This is a genomic window from Pseudomonas sp. 9.2(2024), from assembly GCF_039695385.1.
GTDB classification, from domain to species: domain Bacteria; phylum Pseudomonadota; class Gammaproteobacteria; order Pseudomonadales; family Pseudomonadaceae; genus Aquipseudomonas; species Aquipseudomonas paraglycinae.
In genome coordinates this window covers 5,987,628-6,009,105 of sequence record NZ_CP155585.1, presented here as the reverse complement: position 1 = coordinate 6,009,105, position 21,478 = coordinate 5,987,628, and the positions used below count along the sequence as shown (strand labels likewise).

The 21,478-nt window shown below is 61.6% G+C and carries 14 protein-coding genes; 2 read left to right on the top strand and 12 right to left on the bottom strand.

The genetic code is table 11. From position 1 onward, the window contains the following. Positions 1–5 precede the first annotated feature (5 nt). The 9 genes from yccS to betI form a co-directional block, all read right to left on the bottom strand. Positions 6–2,189, bottom strand: a complete 2,184-nt coding sequence (gene yccS / locus ABFB52_RS27175; protein ID WP_074692097.1) for a YccS family putative transporter — start codon at positions 2,187–2,189, stop codon at positions 6–8. A 265-nt stretch (positions 2,190–2,454) separates the two neighbouring features. Further along, a complete protein-coding gene (locus ABFB52_RS27170) occupies positions 2,455–3,633 on the bottom strand; it encodes an NAD(P)/FAD-dependent oxidoreductase (RefSeq protein WP_007959730.1) in 1,179 nt (392 codons plus the stop codon). Positions 3,634–3,781: 148 nt separating this feature from the next. After that, the gene (gene dbpA, locus ABFB52_RS27165) at positions 3,782–5,167 is read right to left on the bottom strand and encodes an ATP-dependent RNA helicase DbpA (protein WP_007959732.1); all 1,386 of its coding nucleotides are present in this window, start codon (positions 5,165–5,167) and stop codon (positions 3,782–3,784) included. A 57-nt stretch (positions 5,168–5,224) separates the two neighbouring features. Beyond that, positions 5,225–6,652, bottom strand: coding sequence for a multidrug transporter subunit MdtD (gene mdtD, locus ABFB52_RS27160; protein ID WP_007959733.1), 1,428 nt, complete (start codon positions 6,650–6,652; stop codon positions 5,225–5,227). A gap of 108 nt (positions 6,653–6,760) precedes the next feature. After that, positions 6,761–8,098, bottom strand: a complete 1,338-nt coding sequence (locus ABFB52_RS27155) for a TldD/PmbA family protein (protein ID WP_129972213.1) — start codon at positions 8,096–8,098, stop codon at positions 6,761–6,763. After that, positions 8,098–9,540, bottom strand: a complete 1,443-nt coding sequence (locus ABFB52_RS27150; RefSeq protein WP_129972212.1) for a TldD/PmbA family protein — start codon at positions 9,538–9,540, stop codon at positions 8,098–8,100. The genes ABFB52_RS27155 and ABFB52_RS27150 overlap by 1 nt, the downstream gene beginning before the upstream one ends. Positions 9,541–9,823: 283 nt before the next feature. Next, on the bottom strand, positions 9,824–11,527 hold the full coding sequence (gene betA, locus ABFB52_RS27145) for a choline dehydrogenase (RefSeq protein WP_102716751.1): 1,704 nt from the start codon (positions 11,525–11,527) through the stop codon (positions 9,824–9,826). Between the two features lie 107 nt (positions 11,528–11,634). Further along, complete coding sequence (gene betB / locus ABFB52_RS27140) at positions 11,635–13,107, bottom strand: betaine-aldehyde dehydrogenase (RefSeq protein WP_085746649.1); 1,473 nt, start codon at positions 13,105–13,107, stop codon at positions 11,635–11,637. 108 nt (positions 13,108–13,215) lie between these two features. Further along, complete coding sequence (betI, locus tag ABFB52_RS27135; protein ID WP_102716752.1) at positions 13,216–13,809, bottom strand: transcriptional regulator BetI; 594 nt, start codon at positions 13,807–13,809, stop codon at positions 13,216–13,218. A 483-nt stretch (positions 13,810–14,292) separates the two neighbouring features. Between betI and ABFB52_RS27130 the strand changes: the two genes are divergently transcribed. Continuing rightward, positions 14,293–16,233, top strand: coding sequence for a BCCT family transporter (locus ABFB52_RS27130; RefSeq protein ID WP_256656662.1), 1,941 nt, complete (start codon positions 14,293–14,295; stop codon positions 16,231–16,233). Between the two features lie 248 nt (positions 16,234–16,481). On the opposite strand, the gene choV is transcribed toward ABFB52_RS27130, so the two are convergent. The 3 genes from choV to ABFB52_RS27115 form a co-directional block, all read right to left on the bottom strand. Then, the gene (choV, locus tag ABFB52_RS27125; protein ID WP_085746648.1) at positions 16,482–17,660 is read right to left on the bottom strand and encodes a choline ABC transporter ATP-binding protein; all 1,179 of its coding nucleotides are present in this window, start codon (positions 17,658–17,660) and stop codon (positions 16,482–16,484) included. Next, positions 17,657–18,502, bottom strand: coding sequence for a choline ABC transporter permease subunit (choW, locus tag ABFB52_RS27120; protein ID WP_007959749.1), 846 nt, complete (start codon positions 18,500–18,502; stop codon positions 17,657–17,659). The genes choV and choW overlap by 4 nt, the downstream gene beginning before the upstream one ends. Positions 18,503–18,569: 67 nt before the next feature. After that, on the bottom strand, positions 18,570–19,517 hold the full coding sequence (locus ABFB52_RS27115) for a choline ABC transporter substrate-binding protein (RefSeq protein ID WP_085746647.1): 948 nt from the start codon (positions 19,515–19,517) through the stop codon (positions 18,570–18,572). Positions 19,518–19,951: 434 nt separating this feature from the next. Here ABFB52_RS27115 and ABFB52_RS27110 point away from each other — a divergent pair, with 434 nt between their 5' ends. Next, complete coding sequence (locus ABFB52_RS27110; RefSeq protein ID WP_102685741.1) at positions 19,952–21,328, top strand: L-serine ammonia-lyase; 1,377 nt, start codon at positions 19,952–19,954, stop codon at positions 21,326–21,328. Positions 21,329–21,478 lie beyond the last annotated feature (150 nt).

Genomic DNA, 21,478 nt, shown 5'->3' with positions numbered 1-21,478 from the left:
GCGGCTCAGTCTTCGGCTGTGTCTTTGATCAGATGCGCCGCGAGCGTGCGCAACGGCCCGAGTTGACGGCAGATCAACGCCAGTTGCGTCTGCACCAGCCGCTGGCCTTCGTCGATTTCGTCCGGCATCTGCTCAAGCTCGTTGGCCAGCGCTTCTTCCTCATCGCTCTGAATCGCAATCGGCTGTTTGCTCGCCAGCCCCTGGGCGATTTCATCGATGCTCGCCGCCAGACTCACGCCGGCGCCGTCGATCAGGTGTTCGCGCACCTCGGCCGGCAGCTGGGTTTCCCGGTGCGCGCCAAGCCCTGACAGATAGCTGAGCAAGGTGTGCGACAGCACCAGGAAGCGAAAGCCCACGTCGGCTTCCTTCCGGAAATGCCCCGGCTCCATCAGCATGTTCGCCAGCGTCGTGGAGAGTGCGGCGTCAGCGTTGTGCGCGTTGCGCCGGGCCAGGCGATAGGCGAGGTCGTCGCTCTTGCCGGCGGCGTATTGCTGCATGATCTGGCGCAGGTAAATGCTGTTGCAGGTGAGAGTGTTGGCCAGCACTTTGTTCAGGCGTCGGCCCTGCCAGTCCGGCAGGAACAGGAACACCGCCAGCCCGGCAATCAGGCTGCCGAGCAAGGTATCGAACAGCCTCGGCACAAACAGCCCGTAGCCGTCACCGACCTGGTTGAAGCAGAACAGCACCATGATCGTGATCGCGGCGGTGGCCACGGTGTAGCGGGTGGTGCGGTTGGTAAAGAACACCACGCCGGCGGCGATGGCGAAGCACGACTGCACCAGCGGGCTTGGGAACAGATCGAACAGCGCCCACGCAATCGTCAGGCCGATCGCCGTGCCGAAAATCCGCTGGCCGAGTTTGCGCCGGGTCGCGCCGTAGTTCGGCTGGCAGACGAACAGTGTGGTGAGGATGATCCAGTAACCCTGCGACGGGTGAATCAGGTGCACCATGCCGTAGCCGATGCTCAACGCCAGCGGCAAACGCAGGGCGTGACGGAACAGCAGCGAGGTCGGCGTCAGCTGCGTGCGCAGACGAATCCACACGTCCTTGAAGTTGCGCGGCGAGCGGTCGAGCAGGCTGCTGTCGGTGGCATCGGCCAGGGCGTCAGGGTTGCTGGCGTCACTGAGCAAACGGTCGAGGGTGCCGAGGTTGGCCGCCAGTGCGCGCAATGAACGCAGCAGCCCGCGCCAGGCCGGGTTGCTCTGGATGCGCAGGTGTTCGAGGGAGGCGTGCAGGTCGCTCAGGGCTTCGGCGAAACTCGCGTCGTAGATGAACGGCTGACGCATCTGGATCGATTCGGCCAGCGCCCGACAGGCCTTGCCTTGCTGGCGCAGCAGGCGCTGGCAGCGGAACAAGACATCGCTGTGGAAAAACGCATCGGCCAGGGCGTTGTAGGGGTAGTGGGAAGAACTGGCGCGTTCGTGGATGTCTTGCGCCAGGAAGTACAGCTTCAGGTAACGGCTGACTTTCGAGCCAGGACGACCGTTGCCGACCCGGTGCAGGATGATTTCCTTGGCGCTGTTCAGGGCTGCGACGACCCGGCCGTTTTGCTGGGCCAGTTCCAGTCGCCGGGCTTCGACGTCCATCTGACGGATCGGCTCGAACAGCGAGGATTTCAGCTTCAGGTAATAGCCGAGTTCGCGGAACAGCCGCGCCAGACTCTGCTGCACCGGCTGATTGGAAAACATCGCCTGCCACAGCACCGACAGCAGGCCGTACCACGCGGCACCGGCCACCAGCAGCATCGGCTCATGCCAGAAATCCGTGACCGCGCCACCGCGCTGATCCACGCCGATCATGGTGTAGACGGAAAGAATCAGGGTCGCCGAAGCAATCGCGCCATACCGTTCGCCCAGCGCACCGAGCATGGTCAGGCCGAAACTGGCCAGTGCCAGGGCGATGACGAACACGATGGGGTAGGGGAATAACAATTCCACCGACAGCGCCGCGACGCTGAAACACACCAGCGTCACCGCCAGTGCGTTGAGGCGGCCCTGCCAACTGTCATCGGTCTCGGCCAGGGCGCTGGCGATGATCCCGAGGAACAGCGGGATCAGCAGCCCCATTTCATCCTGATACCAGCACAGCGCCATGCTGCCGGTCAGGGCGATGAACACCCGCACGCTGTAGCTGAATTTATCCAGCGCCCACAGGCGCCGCAAAGACTGACGAAACGAGGTCGAGGACATGAAGTGCGAAGGCCTTCCGAGGCGATGCCGCTAAATTGAGCCAGTAATGACGCCGACGCAATGGCGCCGATCACATCTGACAGCAAAAAGTGTTCCTTTGGGTTCCTGCGCCGACTTCAAATTTTGAATCTTGCACACAAACCTGTGGGAGCTGGCTTGCCAGCGATGAGGCCAGTACACCCAACATCATTGCTGACTGTCAGGCCGCCATCGCTGGCAAGCCAGCTCCCACAGGGATTGCATTTCAAATCTAAAAAAACCTGGGTCAGACGTACTGCGCGGCAGCGTAACCAGAGGCCCACGCCCACTGGAAGTTGAATCCGCCCAGATGTCCGGTGACGTCGAGCACTTCGCCGACAAAGTAGAGGCCCGGGCTTTTCAGCGATTCCATGGTCTTGGACGACACTTCACGAGTGTCGACGCCACCGAGGGTGACTTCGGCGGTGCGATAGCCCTCGGTGCCGGCCGGGACGACTTTCCAGCTGCCGAGCTTTTCGGCGATGTCCGCCAGTTCGGCGTGGGTGTACTGCTTCATCGGTTTGGAGACGAACCAGTTGTCCGCCAGCAGGTTGGCCATCTTCTTGGTGAAGATTTCGCCGAGCAGGGTTTTCAGTTCGCTGTTCGGACGTTCGGCGGTTTGCTGTTGCAGCCAGCTCGCGGCGTCGTGATCCGGCAGCAGGTTGATCTCGACCGTGTCGCCCGGCTCCCAGAACGAGGAAATCTGCAGAATCGCCGGGCCACTGAGGCCACGGTGAGTGAACAGGATGTTCTCGCGAAAACTCTGGTCGTTGCAGCTGACCAGACAATCCACCGAGGTGCCGGACAGTTCGGTGCACAGCTCCTTGAGCTGATCGGTGATGGTGAACGGCACCAACCCGGCGCGTGTTGGCAGCAGGTCGTGGCCGAACTGCTTGGCGACTTGATAACCGAAACCGGTCGCGCCGAGGGTCGGGATCGACAGACCGCCGGTGGCGATCACCAGCGACTGGCACTGGATCTGGCCGAGAGTCGTGTCGAGCAGGTAACCGCCCTCGACCTTCTCGATGGTCTGGATCGACGTGTCGAGGTGCAGGTTGACGCCGACCTGATCGCACTCGTCCAGCAGCATGCCGAGGATGTCGCTGGATTTGTTATCGCAGAACAGTTGGCCGAGCTTTTTCTCGTGGTACGGCACGCCGTGCTTGGCGACCATGCCGATGAAGTCCCACTGGGTGTAGCGGGCCAGCGCGGATTTGCAGAAGTGCGCATTCTGCGAGAGAAAATTGCTCGGTTCGGTGTACATGTTGGTGAAGTTGCAGCGCCCACCGCCGGACATCAGGATTTTCTTGCCGGCCTTGTTCGCGTGGTCGAGCAGCATCACCTGACGCCCGCGCCCGGCGGCGGTCAGTGCACACATCAACCCTGCGGCGCCAGCGCCAATGATCACGACTTCGGTAGAGCGCAAAACGGTGTCCTCACACAATCATCACGTAGATCGTTCCCACGCTCTGCGTGGGAATGCCGCCATGGACGCTCTGCGTCCGCTTTTGAATCGTGACGCGGAGCGTCACAGGATGCATTCCCACGCAGAGCGTGGGAACGATCAAGCGTTCTTACAAAACGCGAACGCGCAGCGAACGACCCTTGATCTTGCCGTTGTTCAAACGCTGCAGCGCCTGCATGACCACGGTACGTTCAACCGCCACATAGGACTGGAAGTCGAAGATCGCGATCTTGCCGACCTGGGCGCCCGGAATGCCGGCCTCACCGGTCAGTGCGCCCAGAATGTCGCCCGGACGCACCTTGTCCTTGCGCCCGCCAGCGATGCACAGCGTGCTCATCGGCGGTTGAAGCGGGGCACCGCCCTGGGACTTGAGGTTGTCCACCTGATCCCAGTTCAGCGGGGTTTTCTGCAGTTGCTCGATGGCTTGCGCGCGGTGCGCTTCGGACGGCGCAACGAGGCTGACCGCGATGCCTTTCTCGCCGGCACGACCGGTGCGGCCGACGCGGTGAATGTGGATTTCCGAGTCGCGGGCCAGTTCGACGTTGATCACCATGTCCAGTGCATCGATGTCCAGACCACGGGCGGCAACGTCGGTGGCAACCAGTACCGAAGTACTGCGGTTGGCGAACATCGCCAACACCTGATCGCGGTCACGCTGCTCCAGATCGCCGTGCAGGCCGACGGCGGAAATGCCTTTGGAGGTCAGGTGATCGACGGTTTCCTGCACTTGCTGCTTAGTGAAGCAGAAGGCCACGGTGGAGGCCGGACGGAAGTGGTGCAGGACCTTGGTCACCGCGCTCATGCGCTCTTCCGGGGAAATCTCGTAGAAGCGCTGTTCGATCTGGGTGTCGTCGTGGAACGCTTCGGCCTTGACCGTTTGCGGGTCGCGCATGAACTTCGACGCCAGTTGCTTGATGCCCACCGGATAAGTAGCGGAGAACAGCAGGGTCTGACGACGGGCCGGGGTCTGCTCGATGATGTCTTCGATGGCGTCGTAGAAACCCATGTCGAGCATGCGATCGGCTTCGTCGAGGATCAGCGTGTTCAGGCCGTCGAGGACCAGCGAACCCTTGCGCAGGTGCTGCTGGATGCGGCCCGGGGTGCCGACGATGATGTGCGCGCCGTGCTCCAGCGAGCCGATCTGCGGGCCGAAGGACACGCCGCCGCACAGGGTCAGGACCTTGATGTTGTCTTCGGCACGGGCCAGACGACGGATTTCCTTGGCGACCTGGTCAGCCAGCTCACGGGTCGGGCAAATCACCAGCGCCTGGCAACCGAAGTAGCGCGGATTGATCGGGTTCAGCAGGCCGATGCCGAACGCGGCGGTCTTGCCGCTGCCGGTCTTGGCCTGGGCAATCAGGTCCATCCCCTTGAGGATCACCGGCAAGCTCTGCGCCTGGATCGGCGTCATCTGGGCATAACCGAGGGAGTCGAGGTTAGCCAGCATGGCGGCGGACAGCGGCAAAGTATTAAAAGCGGTGGCGATGGTGGTCACGGGACTGGCCTGCAAAACAAAATGTCGCGCAGTGTACCAGCCCGGTGGCCAATAGCCCTAAGACTCGATGTGCTCTTCCGGACGTCTGACTCGCCGTCCGTCATTCTTTGAAAGTTGAGAAAAAATGGTTGCGGCCAACATGGCCATGATCCCAACAGTCACGAACGTGAGCTGAAACGCGCCCAACACGGTCTCAACGCCGTCATTGCCGATCTCCGCCGTAAAGCCACCGAGCAGCGCACCGGCGCACGCCACGCCAAGGCTCAGCGACAACTGCGCCACCACCGACAGCAAACTGTTGCCGCTGCTGGCGCTGGCGTCGTCGAGGTCGATCAGGGTCACGGTGTTCATCGCGGTGAATTGCAGCGAGTTGATCGCCCCGAGAATCGCCAGCAGGCACAGCAGCAGCCAGTATGGCGTCTGCTCGCTGACCAGGCCCATGCTCGCCAGCATGATCCCTAGAAACAGGGTGTTGCCGGTCAGCACGATGCGATAGCCCAGACGCTCGATCAGTGGCCGCGCGCCCCACTTGGCGACCATCGCGGCTGCGGCCAGCGGCAGCATGCTCATCCCGGCCTGGGACGGCGAATACCCCAGCGCCACTTGCAGCAGCAGCGGCACCAGAAACGGCAGGGCGCCGCTGCCCAGACGGGCGAACAGGTTGCCGAGAATGCCGACCGCGAAGGTGCGGGTCTTGAACAGCGACGGCGCGAACAGCGGGTTTTCAATGTGCCCGGCGCGCAGCCAGTACGCCGCCAGACACGCCATGCCGCCGAACAGCAACAGCATCACCCGCAGGTGCGGCAGGTGCAGTTCGCCGAGGCCTTCCATGGCGATAGTGATCAGCACCATCGCCGCGCCGAACAGCAGGAAACCCAGGCTATCGAAACGCGTGCGCTCGGTGCCGCGCAGGTCGGGGATGAATTTCCACACCGCGTAGCAACCGATGACGCCGACCGGCAGGTTGATCAGGAAGATCCAGTGCCACGTCAGGTATTCCACCATCCAGCCGCCCATGGTCGGGCCGATCAGCGGGCCGAGCAGGCCGGGAATGGTGATGAAACCCATGATCCGCACCAGTTCCGAGCGCGGGTAGGCGCGCAGCACCACCAAACGCCCGACCGGCAGCATCAGCGCACCGCCGAGGCCCTGGATCACGCGCGCGCCGATCAGCATGCTCAGGCTGCTCGACAAGGCACAGAGCAGCGAGCCAAGGCTGAACAGCAGGATCGCACCGAAGAAGATTTTCTTGGTGCCGAAGCGGTCGGCGATCCAGCCTGAGGCGGGAATCAGCAGGGCCACGGTGAGCATGTAGGCGATGATCACGCCCTGCATGCGCAGCGGGTCTTCGGCCAGATCCCTGGCCATGGCCGGCAGGGCGGTGTTGAGGATGGTCCCGTCGAGGGACTGCATGAAGAAAGCGATGGCGACGACCCATGGCAACCAGCGGGCGGTGATGGCGTCGAGAGGCGGGCGGTTGGGCATGGAACCTCTGGTGATGGGCGCAGTAAATCCGGGGTGACTTCATCGCGAGCAGGCTCGTTTCCACATGGACTGCGCGAACCTGTGGGAGCGAGCCTGCTCGCGATGCTTTTACAAGGTCAAGGTCAATCGGCTCACCAATGCCCCCGGCAGCAATGCCGACGAGGTATTGCGCTGGCTGTAAGTGCTCGCCGACAGCAGCAATTCCCGTTCGGCGGTCAACGCTTCCAGATGCGAACCCAGCAGGCTGTAGGCACTGTCGTCGAAACGCATGGTGCTGACCGGCGCCTGAATCTCGCCATTCTCGACCCAGAACGTGGCAAACCGGGTCATGCCGGTAAGGCGTGCCGCTGGTTGATCGGAGAAGTTCAGGTACCACAGGTTGCTTATGTACAGGCCGGTGCCCAACTGTTTGAGGATCTCGGCCTGCGGCAGATCACCGGCGCCCATGTTCAGCGCGCTCGGCGATTCGCCACCGCCGGCGCCGTTGGCCGTCAGACCGTACTCGGCGGCACTGCGCGAACCCACCAACTGATCACCCGCTTTGCCTTCGATGATCAACCGCAGATCGCTGCGCGGGTAACCTTCGCCGGAGAATGCCGGGCTCAGCGAGTCGCTGACTTTCTCGTCGAGGGACACCAGCGGACTGAATGCCTGATCGCCGGCATACAGCTTCTGCAGCGGGCTGCTTTTGCTGGCAATCGACTGCGCCGAGAAACCGCCCCAGCACAGCATGCCCATGATTTCCTCCAGCGCCGCCGGCGCCAGATAGGCGCGGTATTGGCCGGGCGGCAGGGTGCGCAGTGGGCGACCGAGAAACTCGAGTTGTTCGCGGGCCTGCTGGATGCGTTTGGCGAAGTCTTCGCTGTTCCAGTCATGCCCGGCGTAGCTGGCCTTCACCGCTTCGCCGTTCTCGTGGAACAGGCTGAAATCGAAGTTGAAGCTGTTGGCCTGATGCCAGCCGAATGCGCCGGAAGAGCTGGCGAAACCACGGCTGATCGGGCCGGCAGCGTAGAAACCGACCAGATCCAGACCTTCGGCCGCCTGGGCGATTTGCGCCACGACCTGCTCGGTGTCCGGCAGCGGATGCTCCTGCACACTCTGGCTCTGCCAGCCGTTGTGGTTGAGCAACAGGTACGGATCCTGCGGCAGCAGCGGCAGGGTTTCGCGCAGTTGCTGCAAGCCTTCGGCAAGACGTTGCAGGTCGGTGGCCTGCTCGCCGGACAGGGTGATGTGCAGGTCGGCATGGCGACCGTCGTCGATCAGTTTCAGACCAATACCGGCTTGCTGCACCTGCCCGGCCTGACGCACCTTGGCGTGGTTGAAACGGACGAAGGCCGACGATTCGGCGTCGTAACTCAGGGTGAACTGTTCCGGCTCGCGCACGGCATCGTGCAGCCAGTTGACCAGCAGCTTGAACGCCTCGGACTGGCTCTTGGAAATACTCATCAGGCGTCTCCCCCAAACACATCAACATTGCTGAACACGCAGGCCGGTGAAGCGTGGCCGACGCGGATCACCTGGTTCGGTTCGCCCTTGCCGCAGTTCGGCGTGCCCAGCACCTGAGTGGTGCCGGCGTTGCCGACGGCGCGCAGACTCTTCCAGAAGTGCGCGGAAATGCCCCGGTAGTTCGGGTTTTTCACCACGCCCTTGAGTTCGCCGTTTTCGATCAACTGGCCCCATTCGCAGCCGAACTGGAATTTGTTGCGGGCATCGTCGATCGACCATGAGCGGTTGGTGCTCATCAGAATGCCGTTTTCGATGCCGCCGATCAGTTGCTCCAGCGGCTGGTCGCCCGGCTCGATGTTGAGGTTGGCCATGCGGTCGATCGGCGGGCGGTTCCAGCCGCAGGCGCGGCTGTTGGCGACGCCGTCCAGCCCCGCGCGGAACTGCGACAGTGCACCGCCCAACGGACGGACCAGCAGGCCTTCGTGAATCAAAAATTGCTTGCTGGCCTTGGAACCGTCGTCATCGTGACCGTAACTCGCCAGTTCTTCGGGAATGCCCGGATCGAACGTCACGTTGAGCAGTTTCGAACCGTATTGCAGGCTGCCGAAATCCGAGGCTTTGACGAAGCTTGTGCCGGCGTAATTGCGCTCGTCGCCGAGGATCCGGTCGAGCTCCAGCGGGTGGCCGATGGATTCGTGGATCTGCAACATCATCTGGTCGGGCATCAGCAGCAAATCACGCGGGCCTTGCGGGGTGTTCGGTGCGAGCAGCAGTTGCAGCGCCTGATCGGCGACTTGCGGGCCAGCACCGATCAAACCGCAGCGGCTGATCACGTCGGCGCCGCCCTGCTGGCCGAAGTTCTCGCGGCCGAGGCTGCGGGTCTGGCTGTCGTTGCCGTCGTAGGCGGTGACGCTCAGGCCCGGATAGACGAAACGCTGGGCCTGGCGCAATTCGGCGCCGGCGCTGCTCAAATAGATCTGTTCGACGTGGGTGATGCCGATGCTCACTTCCCAGTTCACCAGGCGCTCATCCTTTGGCACCGAGGCGGATTCCGCGCCGAGCAGCTCGAAGCATTCGCTCAGGGACGGAAAGGGTTGTTCCAGATTGGGTGAAAAGTAGTCGGCGCGGTCGCTGGACACCGGCTGCTGGCTCAGGTCAAGCAGGGCGTGGGGTTTGATCCGCCGGGCCTGCTGCTCGGCGCGCTCGAGGGCGGCTTGCAGGCCTTGTTGCGACAGGTCATTGGTCGCGGCGTAGGCTTCGACGCCGTTGACCCGGACGGTGAGCATCGCGCCTTCGTCGCGGCTCAGGCTCGGCGGTTCGGCGACGTTCTTGCGCACCGACAGGTACTGGCCGGACTCGCGCACATACCGCAAGGAAAAAAATTCGGCGCCCGTGCGCAAGGCAGCGAAGCGCTGCTTGAGCTGGGAGTGGAAATCGAACATCAGGGAAACCTCCTTGTTATGGGAGAAACGGCGAAGCGGATTCGGCGGGAGGGGGTGAAACGATTGGGCGAGGACTAGAGTAGGCCTGCGTGGGGTGTAGGATCAAGTGAAGAGGGGGTGTCGGAGGATTTACTGTGAAGCAGGAGAATTTGCGGTGAATTGCATGGCCTCATCGCGGGCAAGCCCGCTCCCACAGGTTTTTTGGTGGTCACAGAATCTGTGAACGACGCAAAACCTGTGGGAGCTGGCTTGCCAGCGATTAGCCGTGACGCGGTATTACGGTTTACTGAGCAACAGCACTCACATCACGCAGTGCCTTGCCTTTCACCGGCGCATCGCCAGCGACGTAGTAAGGTGCGTTGCTGCGCGGCAATGGCTGGCGGCCACGGATCTTGTCGGCGATTTTCTCGGCGATCATGATCGTCGGCGCGTTCAGGTTGCCGGTGGTGATGATCGGCATGATCGAGGCATCGACCACACGCAGACCCTGCATGCCATGCACGCGGCCTTCGCCATCCACTACCGCCATGTCGTCGGTGCCCATCTTGCACGAGCAGGACGGGTGGAACGCGGTTTCGGCGTGCTCGCGGATGAACTTGTCCAGCTGCTCATCGGTTTGCACTTCGATGCCCGGGCTGATTTCACGGCCACGGAAAGCGTCCAGTGCAGGCTGTTGCATGATTTCACGGGTCAGGCGGATGCCGTCGCGGAATTCCTGCCAGTCCTGCTCGGTGGCCATGTAGTTGAACAGGATGCTCGGGTGCTGGCGCGGATCCTTGGATTTGACCTGGATGCGACCGCGGCTCGGCGAACGCATGGAACCCATGTGCGCCTGGAAGCCGTGCTCTTTCACACCGTTGCTGCCGTTGTAGTTAATCGCGACCGGCAGGAAGTGGTACTGAATGTTCGGCCATTCGAACTCTTCGCGAGTACGGATGAAACCGCCGGCTTCGAACTGGTTGCTGGCGCCGATGCCGGTGCCGTTGAACAGCCACTCGGCACCGATGGCCGGCTGGTTGTACCAGAGCAGCGACGGGTACAGCGAGACCGGTTGGGTGCAAGCGTATTGCAGGTACAGCTCGAGGTGATCCTGCAGGTTTTCACCGACGCCCGGCAGATCGTGAACGACCGGGATGTCGAGGCTTTCCAGCAGTTTTGCCGGGCCGACGCCGGAGCGTTGCAGCAGTTGCGGCGAAGCGATCGCGCCGGAGCAGACGATGACTTCTTTACGGGCGCGGGCTTCAACGCGTTCTTCAGCGGCGCCGACCAGGTAACGCACGCCAACGGCACGCTTGCCTTCGAACAGAACCTTGTCGGTCAGGGCGTGGGTGACGATGGTCAGGGTCGAACGCTTCTTGGCCACGTCCAGGTAACCACGGGCGGTGGAAGCACGACGGCCGTTCGGCGTCACGGTGCGGTCCATCGGGCCGAAGCCTTCCTGCTGGTAGCCGTTCAAGTCTTCGGTACGCGGGTAACCGGCCTGCACGCCAGCTTCAACCATGGCGTGGAACAGCGGGTTGTTGCCCGCTTTCGGAGTGGTCACGCTGACCGGACCGTCGCCGCCGTGGTAGTCGTTCGGGCCGATGTCGCGGGTTTCCGCTTTGCGGAAATACGGCAGGCAATCGAGGTAGGACCAGTCTTCCAGGCCTGGCAGTTTCGCCCAGCCGTCGTAGTCCATTGCGTTGCCGCGGATGTAGCACATGCCGTTGATCAGCGAGGAACCGCCGAGGCCCTTGCCGCGACCGCATTCCATCCGGCGACCGTCCATGTGTGGCTCCGGATCGGTTTCATAGGCCCAGTTGTAGCGGCGGCCTTGCAGCGGGAATGCCAGGGCTGCCGGCATCTGCGTGCGGAAGTCGAGACGGTAGTCCGGGCCACCGGCTTCGAGCAGCAGGACGGTGACGCCTTCGTCTTCAGTCAGACGGGTCGCCAGGGTGTTACCGGCAGAGCCGGCACCGACGATGATGTAATCGAATTCTTGGGACATTGAATGCACCCTCTTTGAAGTTGGTCAGGTCAGACAGCCAGCGCTTCCCTTGTGGGAGCGGGCTTGCCCGCGAAGGCGGCTCCGCGGGCAGCACACGATGGCGGGTCTTAGAACACCGAGACGTAATCGCCCAGCTCGACCTGTACCGATTTGATGCGAGTGAAGTTGTTCAGCGAGCTGATGCCGTTCTCACGGCCGACGCCCGACTGCTTGTAACCGCCAACCGGCATTTTTGCGTCGGACTCGCCCCAGGCGTTGATCCAGCAGATACCGGCTTCCAGTTGATGAATCACGCGGTGGGCGCGGTTCAGGTCGCGGGTGACGATACCGGCGGCCAGGCCGAAGTCGGTGTCGTTGGCGCGACGGATCACTTCTTCTTCGGTTTCGTAGGTCAGGATCGCCATTACCGGGCCGAAGATTTCTTCACGGACGATGGTCATGTCGTCGGTGCAGTCGGTGAACACGGTCGGAGCCACGAACGCGCCCTTGGCGAATTCGCCGTCGGTCAAACGTTCGCCACCGCACAGAACGCGGGCGCCTTCTTCTTTACCTTTGGCGATGTAGCCCAGCACGCTTTCCATGTGCGGGAAGCTGACCAGCGGGCCGAAGTTGGTGTTTTCGTCTTCCGGGTTGCCAACGCGGATGCGCGCAACGCGCTCGACGATCTTGGCTTCGAAAGCGGCTTTCAGGTGGCTCGGCACGAACACGCGAGTGCCGTTGGTGCAGACCTGACCGGAGCTGTAGAAGTTGGCCATCATGGCGGTGTCGGCGGCGCGATCCAGGTCGGCGTCGTCGCAGATGATCAGCGGGGACTTGCCGCCCAGTTCCATGGTCACGTCTTTGAGCGACGAAGCCGAAGCGCTGGCCATGACCTTCTTGCCGGTGTCGGTGCCGCCGGTGAAAGAGATCTTCTCGATGCGCGGGTGCTCGGTCAGCCAGGTGCCGACTTCACGGCCGCTGCCGGTCAGTACGTTGAACACGCCGTTCGGAACGCCGGCTTCGGTGTAGATTTCGGCCAGTTTCAGGGTGGTCAGCGAGGTGACTTCGCTTGGCTTGAAGATCATCGCGTTACCGGCCGCCAGGGCTGGAGCGGATTTCCACAGAGCGATCTGAATCGGGTAGTTCCACGCGCCGATACCGGCGACAACGCCCAGCGGCTCGCGACGGGTGTAGACGAAGGAAGTGTCACGCAGCGGGATCTGCTCGCCTTCGATGGCGGGCACCAGGCCTGCGTAGTATTCCAGCACGTCGGCGCCAGTGACGATGTCGACGTACTTGGTTTCGGAGAAGGCTTTACCGGTGTCCAGGGTTTCCAGGGCAGCCAGTTCATCGTTGCGCTCGCGCAGGATGTCGACGGCACGACGCAGGATGCGCGAACGCTCCATGGCGGTCATCGCGGCCCAGATTTTCTGGCCCTTTTCGGCGCTGACCACAGCACGCTCGACGTCTTCCTTGGTCGCACGTTGCACTTGTGCGAGGACTTCACCGTTAGCCGGGTTGATGGCTTCGAAGGTGGCATCGCTGCCGGCGTCGGAGTACGCGCCATCGATGTAGAGTTTTTGCAGTTCGAAACGGGCCATAGTGTCCTCGCAAGTGCATTAGTGGTTGGCGTTGGTCACCGGGTGAGCCATGTAGCTGTGGCATCACTGGTCAGTGACAGTTCAGGGGCCGAGCGTTTTCTCTGTGCTCTAGCTCACCTGCTTGGCCAATTGGAAATCCATGTATTCGTAAGCGATCTGTTGCGCCTGCGCAGTGTCGAAAGCGTCTCCCGACAGCGCGCCGCGCAACCACAAACCGTCGATCAGAGCTGCCAGTCCACGGGCGGCGGTGCGCGCATCTTCGAGCGGCAACACACGGCGGAACTCGCAGCACAGGTTGGAATACAGACGGTGATCGTTGATCCGCTGCAACCTGTGCAAAGACGGCTGGTGCATGCTGGTGGCCCAGAAGGCCAGCCAGGTTTTCATTGCCGGGCCATTGACCTGGCTGGCGTCGAAGTTTCCTTCGATGATCACCTGCAGATGCGCCCGGGGGCTGTTGTCTGCCAGCGCCTGACGGCGCGCGGTGACGCTCTCGCTGAGGGCGGTCATCAGATACCGCATCGTGGCGGCGATCAGGCCATTCTTGTCCTGAAAATAGTGACTGATGATGCCATTCGAGACACCGGCCAAACGGGCGATCAGCGCAATGCTGGCGTCCCCCATTCCGACCTGATCAACCGCCTGCAAAGTGGCTTCGATCAGTTGTTGGCGGCGGATGGGTTGCATACCGACCTTGGGCATCTTGCACATCTCCTTAGGCCTTCCGACGGGCGAATGACGCCTATCGGATTGAGGGCCAGTCTATTTTGTTTTGATTGAACGTTCAATCAACAAAGAATAAGATCTGCGACAAATCGTCGCTGCCTACAGATTTTTCCTACGTGTAAGTGGCGATAAAACCGACATCCGAAAAGGCTCGAAACCTGCGCGGGGCAAGGCGCGGTTCGATGTTCGATGGACGTGTTGAATGGGCAAGACGCTCAAGGCCAGGTTTCGGATGAACGTCCATGCCTCGGCCACGACGGCGATTCGCGATGCCATCTCTGCAGGTTCGGGCTTTTTTCGGGGTGTCTTTATATCACCCGCCGGTCGGCTGCCAACTAACCGATTGGTCGGGTTCCGTGTTGCCTTGTGTTCTTCTCTCGCACTGCCTGGAGCATTTGTGCCATGAGTTCTGCCTCGCTTATAAAGACCCCGCCCGAGAAGGTGACGGTCAACGGTTGGGTGTTCTACACCTCTACCGCGCTGATTCTGTTGTTGACCGCCATTCTGATCATCGCCCCGCAAGAGGCCGGCAGAATGCTGGGAGTGGCTCAGGCCTGGTTGTCCCGCAGCTTCGGCTGGTACTACATGGTGGTGATCGCCGCTTACCTGGTTTTCGTGGTCGGCCTGGCGTTTTCCTCCTACGGCAAACTCAAACTGGGTAGCAAGGACGACACCCCGGATTTCAGCTACGGTGCCTGGGCGGGGATGCTGTTCTCGTCGGGTATCGGTATTTCGCTGCTGTACTTCGGCGCCTCCGAGCCGCTGGATCACTACTTCAATCCGCCGGAAGGTGCGTCCGCGACCAACATGGCGGCACGTCAGGCCGTTCAGCTGACTTTCCTGCACTGGGGCCTGCACGGCTGGGCGATCTATGCGCTGGTCGGTCTGGCCGTGGCTTATTTCGCTTATCGTCATAACCAGCCGCTGGCCCTGCGTTCGGCGCTGTACCCGCTGGTGGGCGAGCGTTGGGTCAAAGGCGCTGCCGGTCATGCGGTGGACGGCTTCGGCATGTTCGTGACCCTGCTGGGTCTGGTGACCAACCTGGGGATCGGCTCGCTGCAAGTGTCTTCTGGTCTGGAAAACCTGTTCGGCATGGAACACAGCAACACCAACCTGTTGATCGTGATCATCGTGATGAGCACCGTGGCGACTATCGCTGCCGTGTCCGGCGTGGAAAACGGCATCCGTCGTCTGTCCAACCTCAACATCATCCTGTTCAGCGGCCTGTTGATTTTCGTCCTGCTGTTCGGCCCGACCCTGCACCTGCTCAACGGCTTCGTGCAGAACATCGGCGACTACCTCAACGGCGTTGTGCTGAAGACTTTCGACCTGTACGTCTATGAAGGCGACAGCGAGAAGTCCGACCGCTGGCTGGGCCTGTGGACTCTGTTCTACTGGGCGTGGTGGATTTCCTGGGCCCCATTCGTCGGCATGTTCATCGCGCGTATTTCCCGTGGTCGTACAGTGCGTGAACTGGTGGCTGGCGTGCTGCTGATTCCGCTGGGTTTCACCCTGGCGTGGCTGTCGATCTTCGGTAACTCGGCGCTGGATCTGGTGATGAACCAGGGCGCGGTGGAGCTCGGCAAGACGGCGCTGGAACAGCCGTCGATGGCGATCTATCAGTTGCTGGAACACTACCCGGCGTCGAAAGTCGTGATCGGCGTGTCGATCTTTGTTGGTTTCGTGCTGTTCCTGACCCCGGCCGACTCCGGTGCGGTGATGATGGCGAACCTGTCCTGCAAGGGCGGCAACGTCGACGAAGACGCCCCGCACTGGCTGCGGATCTTCTGGTCGGTCGTGATCACCCTGGTGACCATCGGCCTGCTGTTCGCCGGTAACTTCGAAGCCATGCAGACCATGGTGGTGCTGGCCGGTCTGCCGTTCTCGGTGGTGCTGGTGTGCTTCATGTTCGGCCTGCACAAGGCGATGCGCCAGGACATGCAGATCGAACAGGAGCAGGCGCAACTGGCTGAACGCGGTCGTCGTGGTTTCAGCGAGCGCCTGACCCAGCTGGATCTGCAACCGAGCCAGTCGGTGGTTCAGCGCTTCATGGACAGACACGTCAGCCCGGCGCTGGAAGATGCCGCTGCGCAGATGCGTGCACAGGGTCTGGAAGTGCAGACGCTGCTGGGCAAATCCAAGCGCTGCATGGGCGTGCGGGTCGAGATGGAAGAGGGCAACCCTTTTGTCTACGAAGTGAGCCTGGACGGCTACCTGGCGACCCCGAGCGAGTCGGTTCAGTCTGATGAAGCGCGCCAGCGTTTCTACCGCGCCGAGGTGTACCTGCACAACGGCAGCCAGGACTACGACCTGATGGGCTTCACACAGGATCAGATCACACGCGATGTGCTCGATCAGTTTGAAAGCCATCGGCAGCTCCTTGGCCGGGTGTATAGCTAAAGTCAAAAGCTCCCTCACCCCCGCCCTCTCCCGGGGGGAGAGGGAGCCGACCGAGGTGTCTTGCGTTGTACATCGACCTGAAAAATCGAGTCGATTATGGATTCGGTGAAGCAAGATCAGGTCGACGTATATCTGCAGCATCCCCCAATCAGTTCCCTCTCCCTCTGGGAGAGGGTTAGGGTGAGGGGACTTTCCCTGACCCAATAAAAAAGGGATCGCTCACCGCGATCCCTTTTTTTCATCCCGCCTTACCCCAGGTTCTTGCCGAGCAGTGCGTGATACAGCTCGCTGTCCCCGAGGATCCCCACCACATGGTTGTTGTCGTGCAGCACCAGTTTGTTGCCGGTCTGGTAACGGATCTGCAAGGCGTCGCGCATGCCGATGTTCGAGTCCACCAGCGTCGGTTTGCGCTCCAGCCCTTCCACGGCTTGCCCCGGTGCCCAGTTCTGCAGGTTCAGCACCGAACCGTTCTGCCGCGCACCCTTGATGGTGTTGCCTTCGGCCAGGTCCAGCCACGAATCGCCACCCGGATCCAGGCACACTGAACCGTTGATGCGTTTGCAGTTGTCGAGGGTGCGCATCAGGCTGCGACCGCACAGCACGTTCAGCGGGTTGGTGTGGGCGACGAAGGTGCGCACGTAATCGTCCGCCGGGTTGAGCACGATCTCTTCCGGCACGCTGTACTGGATGATCCGGCCGTCTTTCATGATCGCGATGCGGCTGCCGAGTTTCAGCGCCTCGTCGAGGTCGTGGCTCACGAATACGATGGTCTTGCTCAGCTTGCGTTGCAGTTCCAGCAGTTCATCCTGCAGACCCTGACGGATCAGCGGGTCGAGGGCCGAGAACGGTTCGTCCATCAGCAGAATGTCGGCGTCCATCGCCAGCGCGCGGGCCAGGCCGACACGCTGCTGCATGCCGCCGGACAGCTCGTCGGGCTTCTTGTTGCGCCATTGGGTCAGGCCCACCAGTTCGAGTTTTTCATCGACCAGCTTGCGCCGTTCCTTCTCCGGACGACCCTGCATTTCCAGACCGAAACTGATGTTCTCGCGCACCGTCAGCCACGGCATCAGAGCGAACTTCTGGAACACCATGGCGATGCGTTTGGTGCGCATCATTTTCAGCTCGGCCGGGGTGCAGGAGGCGATGTCGATCTGCTTGCCTTCGTGTTCGACGAACAGCTTGCCGCGGCTCACGGTGTTGAGGCCGTTGATGCAGCGCAGCAGGCTCGACTTGCCGGAGCCGGACAGGCCCATCAGCACGCAGATTTCGCCTTTGTTGATGTCCAGGCTGGCCTTTTCAACGCCAACGATCTGCCCGGTCTTTTTCAGGATCTCACTGCGGGTCAGGCCTTGATCGAGAAGTTTCAGTGCTTCGCGCGGATCCCTGGTGAAGATCACGTCAACGTTATCGAAGCGAATTATGCTCATGCGTCACCCCCTACTTTGGCGTCGGGTTGTTTGCAGATACGGTCGAGCATGATCGCCAGCAGTACGATCGCCAGGCCCGCTTCGAAGCCCAGGGCGATATCAGCAGTGTTCAGTGCGTTGACCACCGGTTTGCCGAGTCCGTCGGCGCCCACCAGTGCCGCGATCACCACCATCGACAGCGACAGCATGATGCACTGGGTGATGCCGGCCGCGATGCTCGGCATGGCGTGAGGCAGTTCGATCCGTGAAAGCAGTTGGCGACGCGAGCAGCCGAAGGCCTTGCCGGCGTCCATCAGTTCTTGCGGGACATCGCGGATGCCCAGGTAGGTCAGGCGGATCGGCGCGGCGATGGCGAACACCACCGTCGAGATCAGGCCCGGCACCACACCCAGCCCGAAGAGGGTCAGGGTAGGAATGAGGTAAACGAAGGTCGGTACGGTCTGCATCAGATCGAGTACCGGCCTCATCAAAGTGTAGAACATCGGTTTGTGCGCGGCGACGATGCCCAGCGGCACGCCAATGACCACGCAGACCAGGGTCGCGAACATGACCTGGGCGAGGGTTTCCATGGTTTCCTGCCAGTACCCCAGGTTGAGGATCAGCAGAAAGGAGGCTACCACGAACGCGGTCAGGCCCCATTTGCGTTGAATGAAGTGGGCCAGCAGGGCGATGAGGCCGATCAGCACCAGCGGGTTGAACCAGGTCAGCGCAAACGTCACGCCGTGGATCATCGTTTCCAGTGTCACGGCGATTGCGTCGAAGGTGTTGGCGCCGTGTTGCGTCAACCATTCAACGAAGCCCGCGATGTACTGGCCTAAAGGGATTTTCTGATCAATCAGCATGGTAGTGAACGTCCGCATGCAAGGAAATAAACAGCCCGGACGGGACTAGCCCGCCCGGCATAAGCGATTACTGGGCAATCTTGGCTTTCACGGCCTCCAGGCCAGGTTTACCGTCAATGGTGGTCACGCCAGCGAGCCAGGTATCGAGCACCTGTGGATTCTTTTTCAGCCAGGCCTTGGCGGCCGCGTCAGGCTTCATCTTGTCGTCCAGGATGTTGCCCATCAGTTCGCTTTCCATGTCGACGGTGAACTCCAGGTTTTTCAGCAGCTGGCCTACGTTGCTGCATTCCTCGGCGTAGCCCTTGCGGGTGTTGGTCGCCACGGTGGCGGCGCCGAAATCCGGGCCGAAGAAGTCATCGCCGCCGGTCAGGTACTGAATCTTGAAGCGCTTGTTCATCGGGTGCGGCGCCCAGCCGAGGAACACCACGGCGGTGTCGCGTTTCTGCGCGCGGTCGACCTGCGACAGCATGCCCGCCTCGCTGGATTCGACGACCTTGAAGCCGGCGTCTTTCAGGCCGAAGGCGTTCTTGTCGATCATGCTCTGGATCAGACGGTTGCCGTCGTTGCCCGGCTCGATCCCGTAGATCTTGCCGTCGAGTTCTTTCTTGAATTTGGCGATGTCGGCGAAGTCGTGCAGACCCTTGTCATACAAGGCTTGCGGAACGGCGAGGGTGTACTTGGCGCCCTTGAGGTTGGTGCGCACGGTTTCCACGGTGCCGGCGTCGCGGTAGGCCTTGATGTCGTTTTCCATGGTCGGCATCCAGTTGCCGAGGAACACGTCCATGTTCTTGCCGTCGGCCAGCGACTTGTAGGTCACGGGGACGGAAATCATGGTGGTCTTGGTCTTGTAGCCGAGGGCCTGAAGCACGACGGAGGTGGTGGCGGTTGTTGCGGTGATGTCGGTCCAGCCGACATCGGAGAAGTTCACGGTACTGCACTGCGCCGGTTCTGCGGCTTGAGCCAGTAACGGCAGACTCAGCATGGCGGCCAACAACAACGACGGGGAACCTTTCATGAATGGACTCCTTGGTGTTTTTTTTGGCAGTGTTCCGATTGGACCACCGCACTTATGGGTTGCGGTTGGATGGCGTTCTGGAGACAGCTCTACCGCAGCGCCTTGCAATCGAGTCGATACGATCATGTACCAGTGAAAATCTGACGCCTACAGGGTGCGTCGTATCCAGTACAGGGATGGTCGCATCCAGTGTCAGTGACGTCGTTTACAGCTTTTTTCTGCCCTGTCTGGCCATCTGAACCGCATAAAAACGGCGAAAACACGGGCTGAAACCGGCACGGCGTTAGTGGGCATGAGTACGTCGGTGTCAGACGCCGAACGACCCGGGAAAAGCCCGATGATGCGGGCATTCCGGCGGATCGCAGCTTGAGCGTAGCAGCTCCGCCAGCGGGCGCTTCACGCCCCGGACCGGCACTCTCAGGAGCTCTGCAGCAATGGCTATCAGCGTTTTCGACCTGTTCAAAATCGGCATTGGCCCTTCCAGTTCCCACACCGTCGGGCCCATGCGCGCCGCCGCCCTGTTCGTCGAGTCGTTGCGCGACAAACATCTACTGGAGCAGGTGCGCCGCATCGAGGTGCAGCTGTTCGGTTCGCTGTCGGCCACCGGTGTCGGTCACGGCAGCGACAACGCGGTGATCATGGGGCTGATGGGCGAGTGGCCGGACGCGATCGACCCGTCGCAGATCGGCCCGCGGATCCAGGCCTTGCGTGAAACCCACACGCTGTTGCTCGACGGTCGTTTGTCGGTGCCCTTTATATGGGGCCGCGACATGCGCCTGATCGACGAGAACCTGCCGTTCCACCCCAACGCCATGACCCTGGTTGCCGAAGGCGATCACGGCGAGCTGCATCGCGACACCTACTATTCGGTCGGCGGCGGTTTTGTGGTGGACGAGGCGCAAGCCTCCAGCGGTGTGGTGGATCTGGATCGCACCGAGTTGCCTTACGACTTTTCCAGCGCGGTGGAACTGCTGGAACTGTGCAAGATCCACAACCTGCGCGTGGCCGAACTGATGATGGCCAACGAGAAGGTCTGGCGCAGCGAAGAAGAAATCCGCGCCGGCCTGATGAAGCTCTGGCGGGCGATGCAGGATTGCGTCGAGCAGGGCCTCAAGCACGAAGGCATCCTGCCCGGCGGCCTCAACGTGCGCCGCCGCGCGGCGAAGTTGCACCGCAGTCTTCAGGAATTGAACAAGCCCAATGTGATCGGCTCGACCCTCAGCGCGATGGAGTGGGTCAACCTGTTCGCCCTCGCGGTGAACGAGGAAAACGCTGCTGGCGGACGCATGGTAACGGCGCCCACCAATGGCGCGGCGGGGATCATTCCGGCGGTGCTGCATTACTTCATGAAATTCAGCGAGGCAGTGACCGACGCCAACGTGGTCGATTACTTCCTCGGGGCGGCGGCGGTGGGGATTCTGTGCAAGAAGAACGCTTCGATTTCCGGCGCTGAAGTCGGCTGTCAGGGTGAAGTCGGTTCGGCCTGCGCAATGGCGGCGGCAGGGCTGGCGGAAATCCTCGGTGCGAGCCCTGAGCAGTTGTGCAACGCGGCGGAAATCGGCCTGGAACACAACCTCGGTCTGACCTGCGATCCGGTGGGTGGCCTGGTGCAAGTGCCGTGCATCGAGCGCAATGCGATTGCGGCGGTGAAGGCGATCAACGCGGCGCAGATGGCCTTGCGTGGGGACGGTCAGCATTTTATTTCGCTGGACCGGGTGATCCGCACCATGCGCGATACCGGCGCCGACATGCATGACAAATATAAAGAGACATCGCGGGGCGGGTTGGCGGTCAGCGCGGTTGAATGCTGATTCCTTCGATAACCTCGGACCAGTCAAAACTGCGCACCAAGTGAGCATCGGTAATAAAACGCGCCACCTTTTGGCGCGTCGCTATCAGATAAGAGTCTTTCCCACCTCCAGCGCCTGATTTGCAGGCGCTACCGTCCGTCACCCGTGCCT

What these genes read in the sequence shown, in the direction of transcription:
- betB (WP_085746649.1), bottom strand. Translation starts at nt 13,107, where the DNA reads ATGGCCCGTTTCGAACTGCAAAAACTCTACATCGATGGCGCGTACTCC.
- betI (WP_102716752.1), bottom strand. Translation starts at nt 13,809, where the DNA reads ATGCCCAAGGTCGGTATGCAACCCATCCGCCGCCAACAACTGATCGAA.
- betA (WP_102716751.1), bottom strand. Translation starts at nt 11,527, where the DNA reads ATGTCCCAAGAATTCGATTACATCATCGTCGGTGCCGGCTCTGCCGGT.
- mdtD (WP_007959733.1), bottom strand. Translation starts at nt 6,652, where the DNA reads ATGCCCAACCGCCCGCCTCTCGACGCCATCACCGCCCGCTGGTTGCCA.
- ABFB52_RS27150 (WP_129972212.1), bottom strand. Translation starts at nt 9,540, where the DNA reads ATGTTCGATTTCCACTCCCAGCTCAAGCAGCGCTTCGCTGCCTTGCGC.
- ABFB52_RS27155 (WP_129972213.1), bottom strand. Translation starts at nt 8,098, where the DNA reads ATGAGTATTTCCAAGAGCCAGTCCGAGGCGTTCAAGCTGCTGGTCAAC.
- choV (WP_085746648.1), bottom strand. Translation starts at nt 17,660, where the DNA reads ATGAGCATAATTCGCTTCGATAACGTTGACGTGATCTTCACCAGGGAT.
- yccS (WP_074692097.1), bottom strand. Translation starts at nt 2,189, where the DNA reads ATGTCCTCGACCTCGTTTCGTCAGTCTTTGCGGCGCCTGTGGGCGCTG.
- choW (WP_007959749.1), bottom strand. Translation starts at nt 18,502, where the DNA reads ATGCTGATTGATCAGAAAATCCCTTTAGGCCAGTACATCGCGGGCTTC.
- ABFB52_RS27110 (WP_102685741.1), top strand. Translation starts at nt 19,952, where the DNA reads ATGGCTATCAGCGTTTTCGACCTGTTCAAAATCGGCATTGGCCCTTCC.
- ABFB52_RS27115 (WP_085746647.1), bottom strand. Translation starts at nt 19,517, where the DNA reads ATGAAAGGTTCCCCGTCGTTGTTGTTGGCCGCCATGCTGAGTCTGCCG.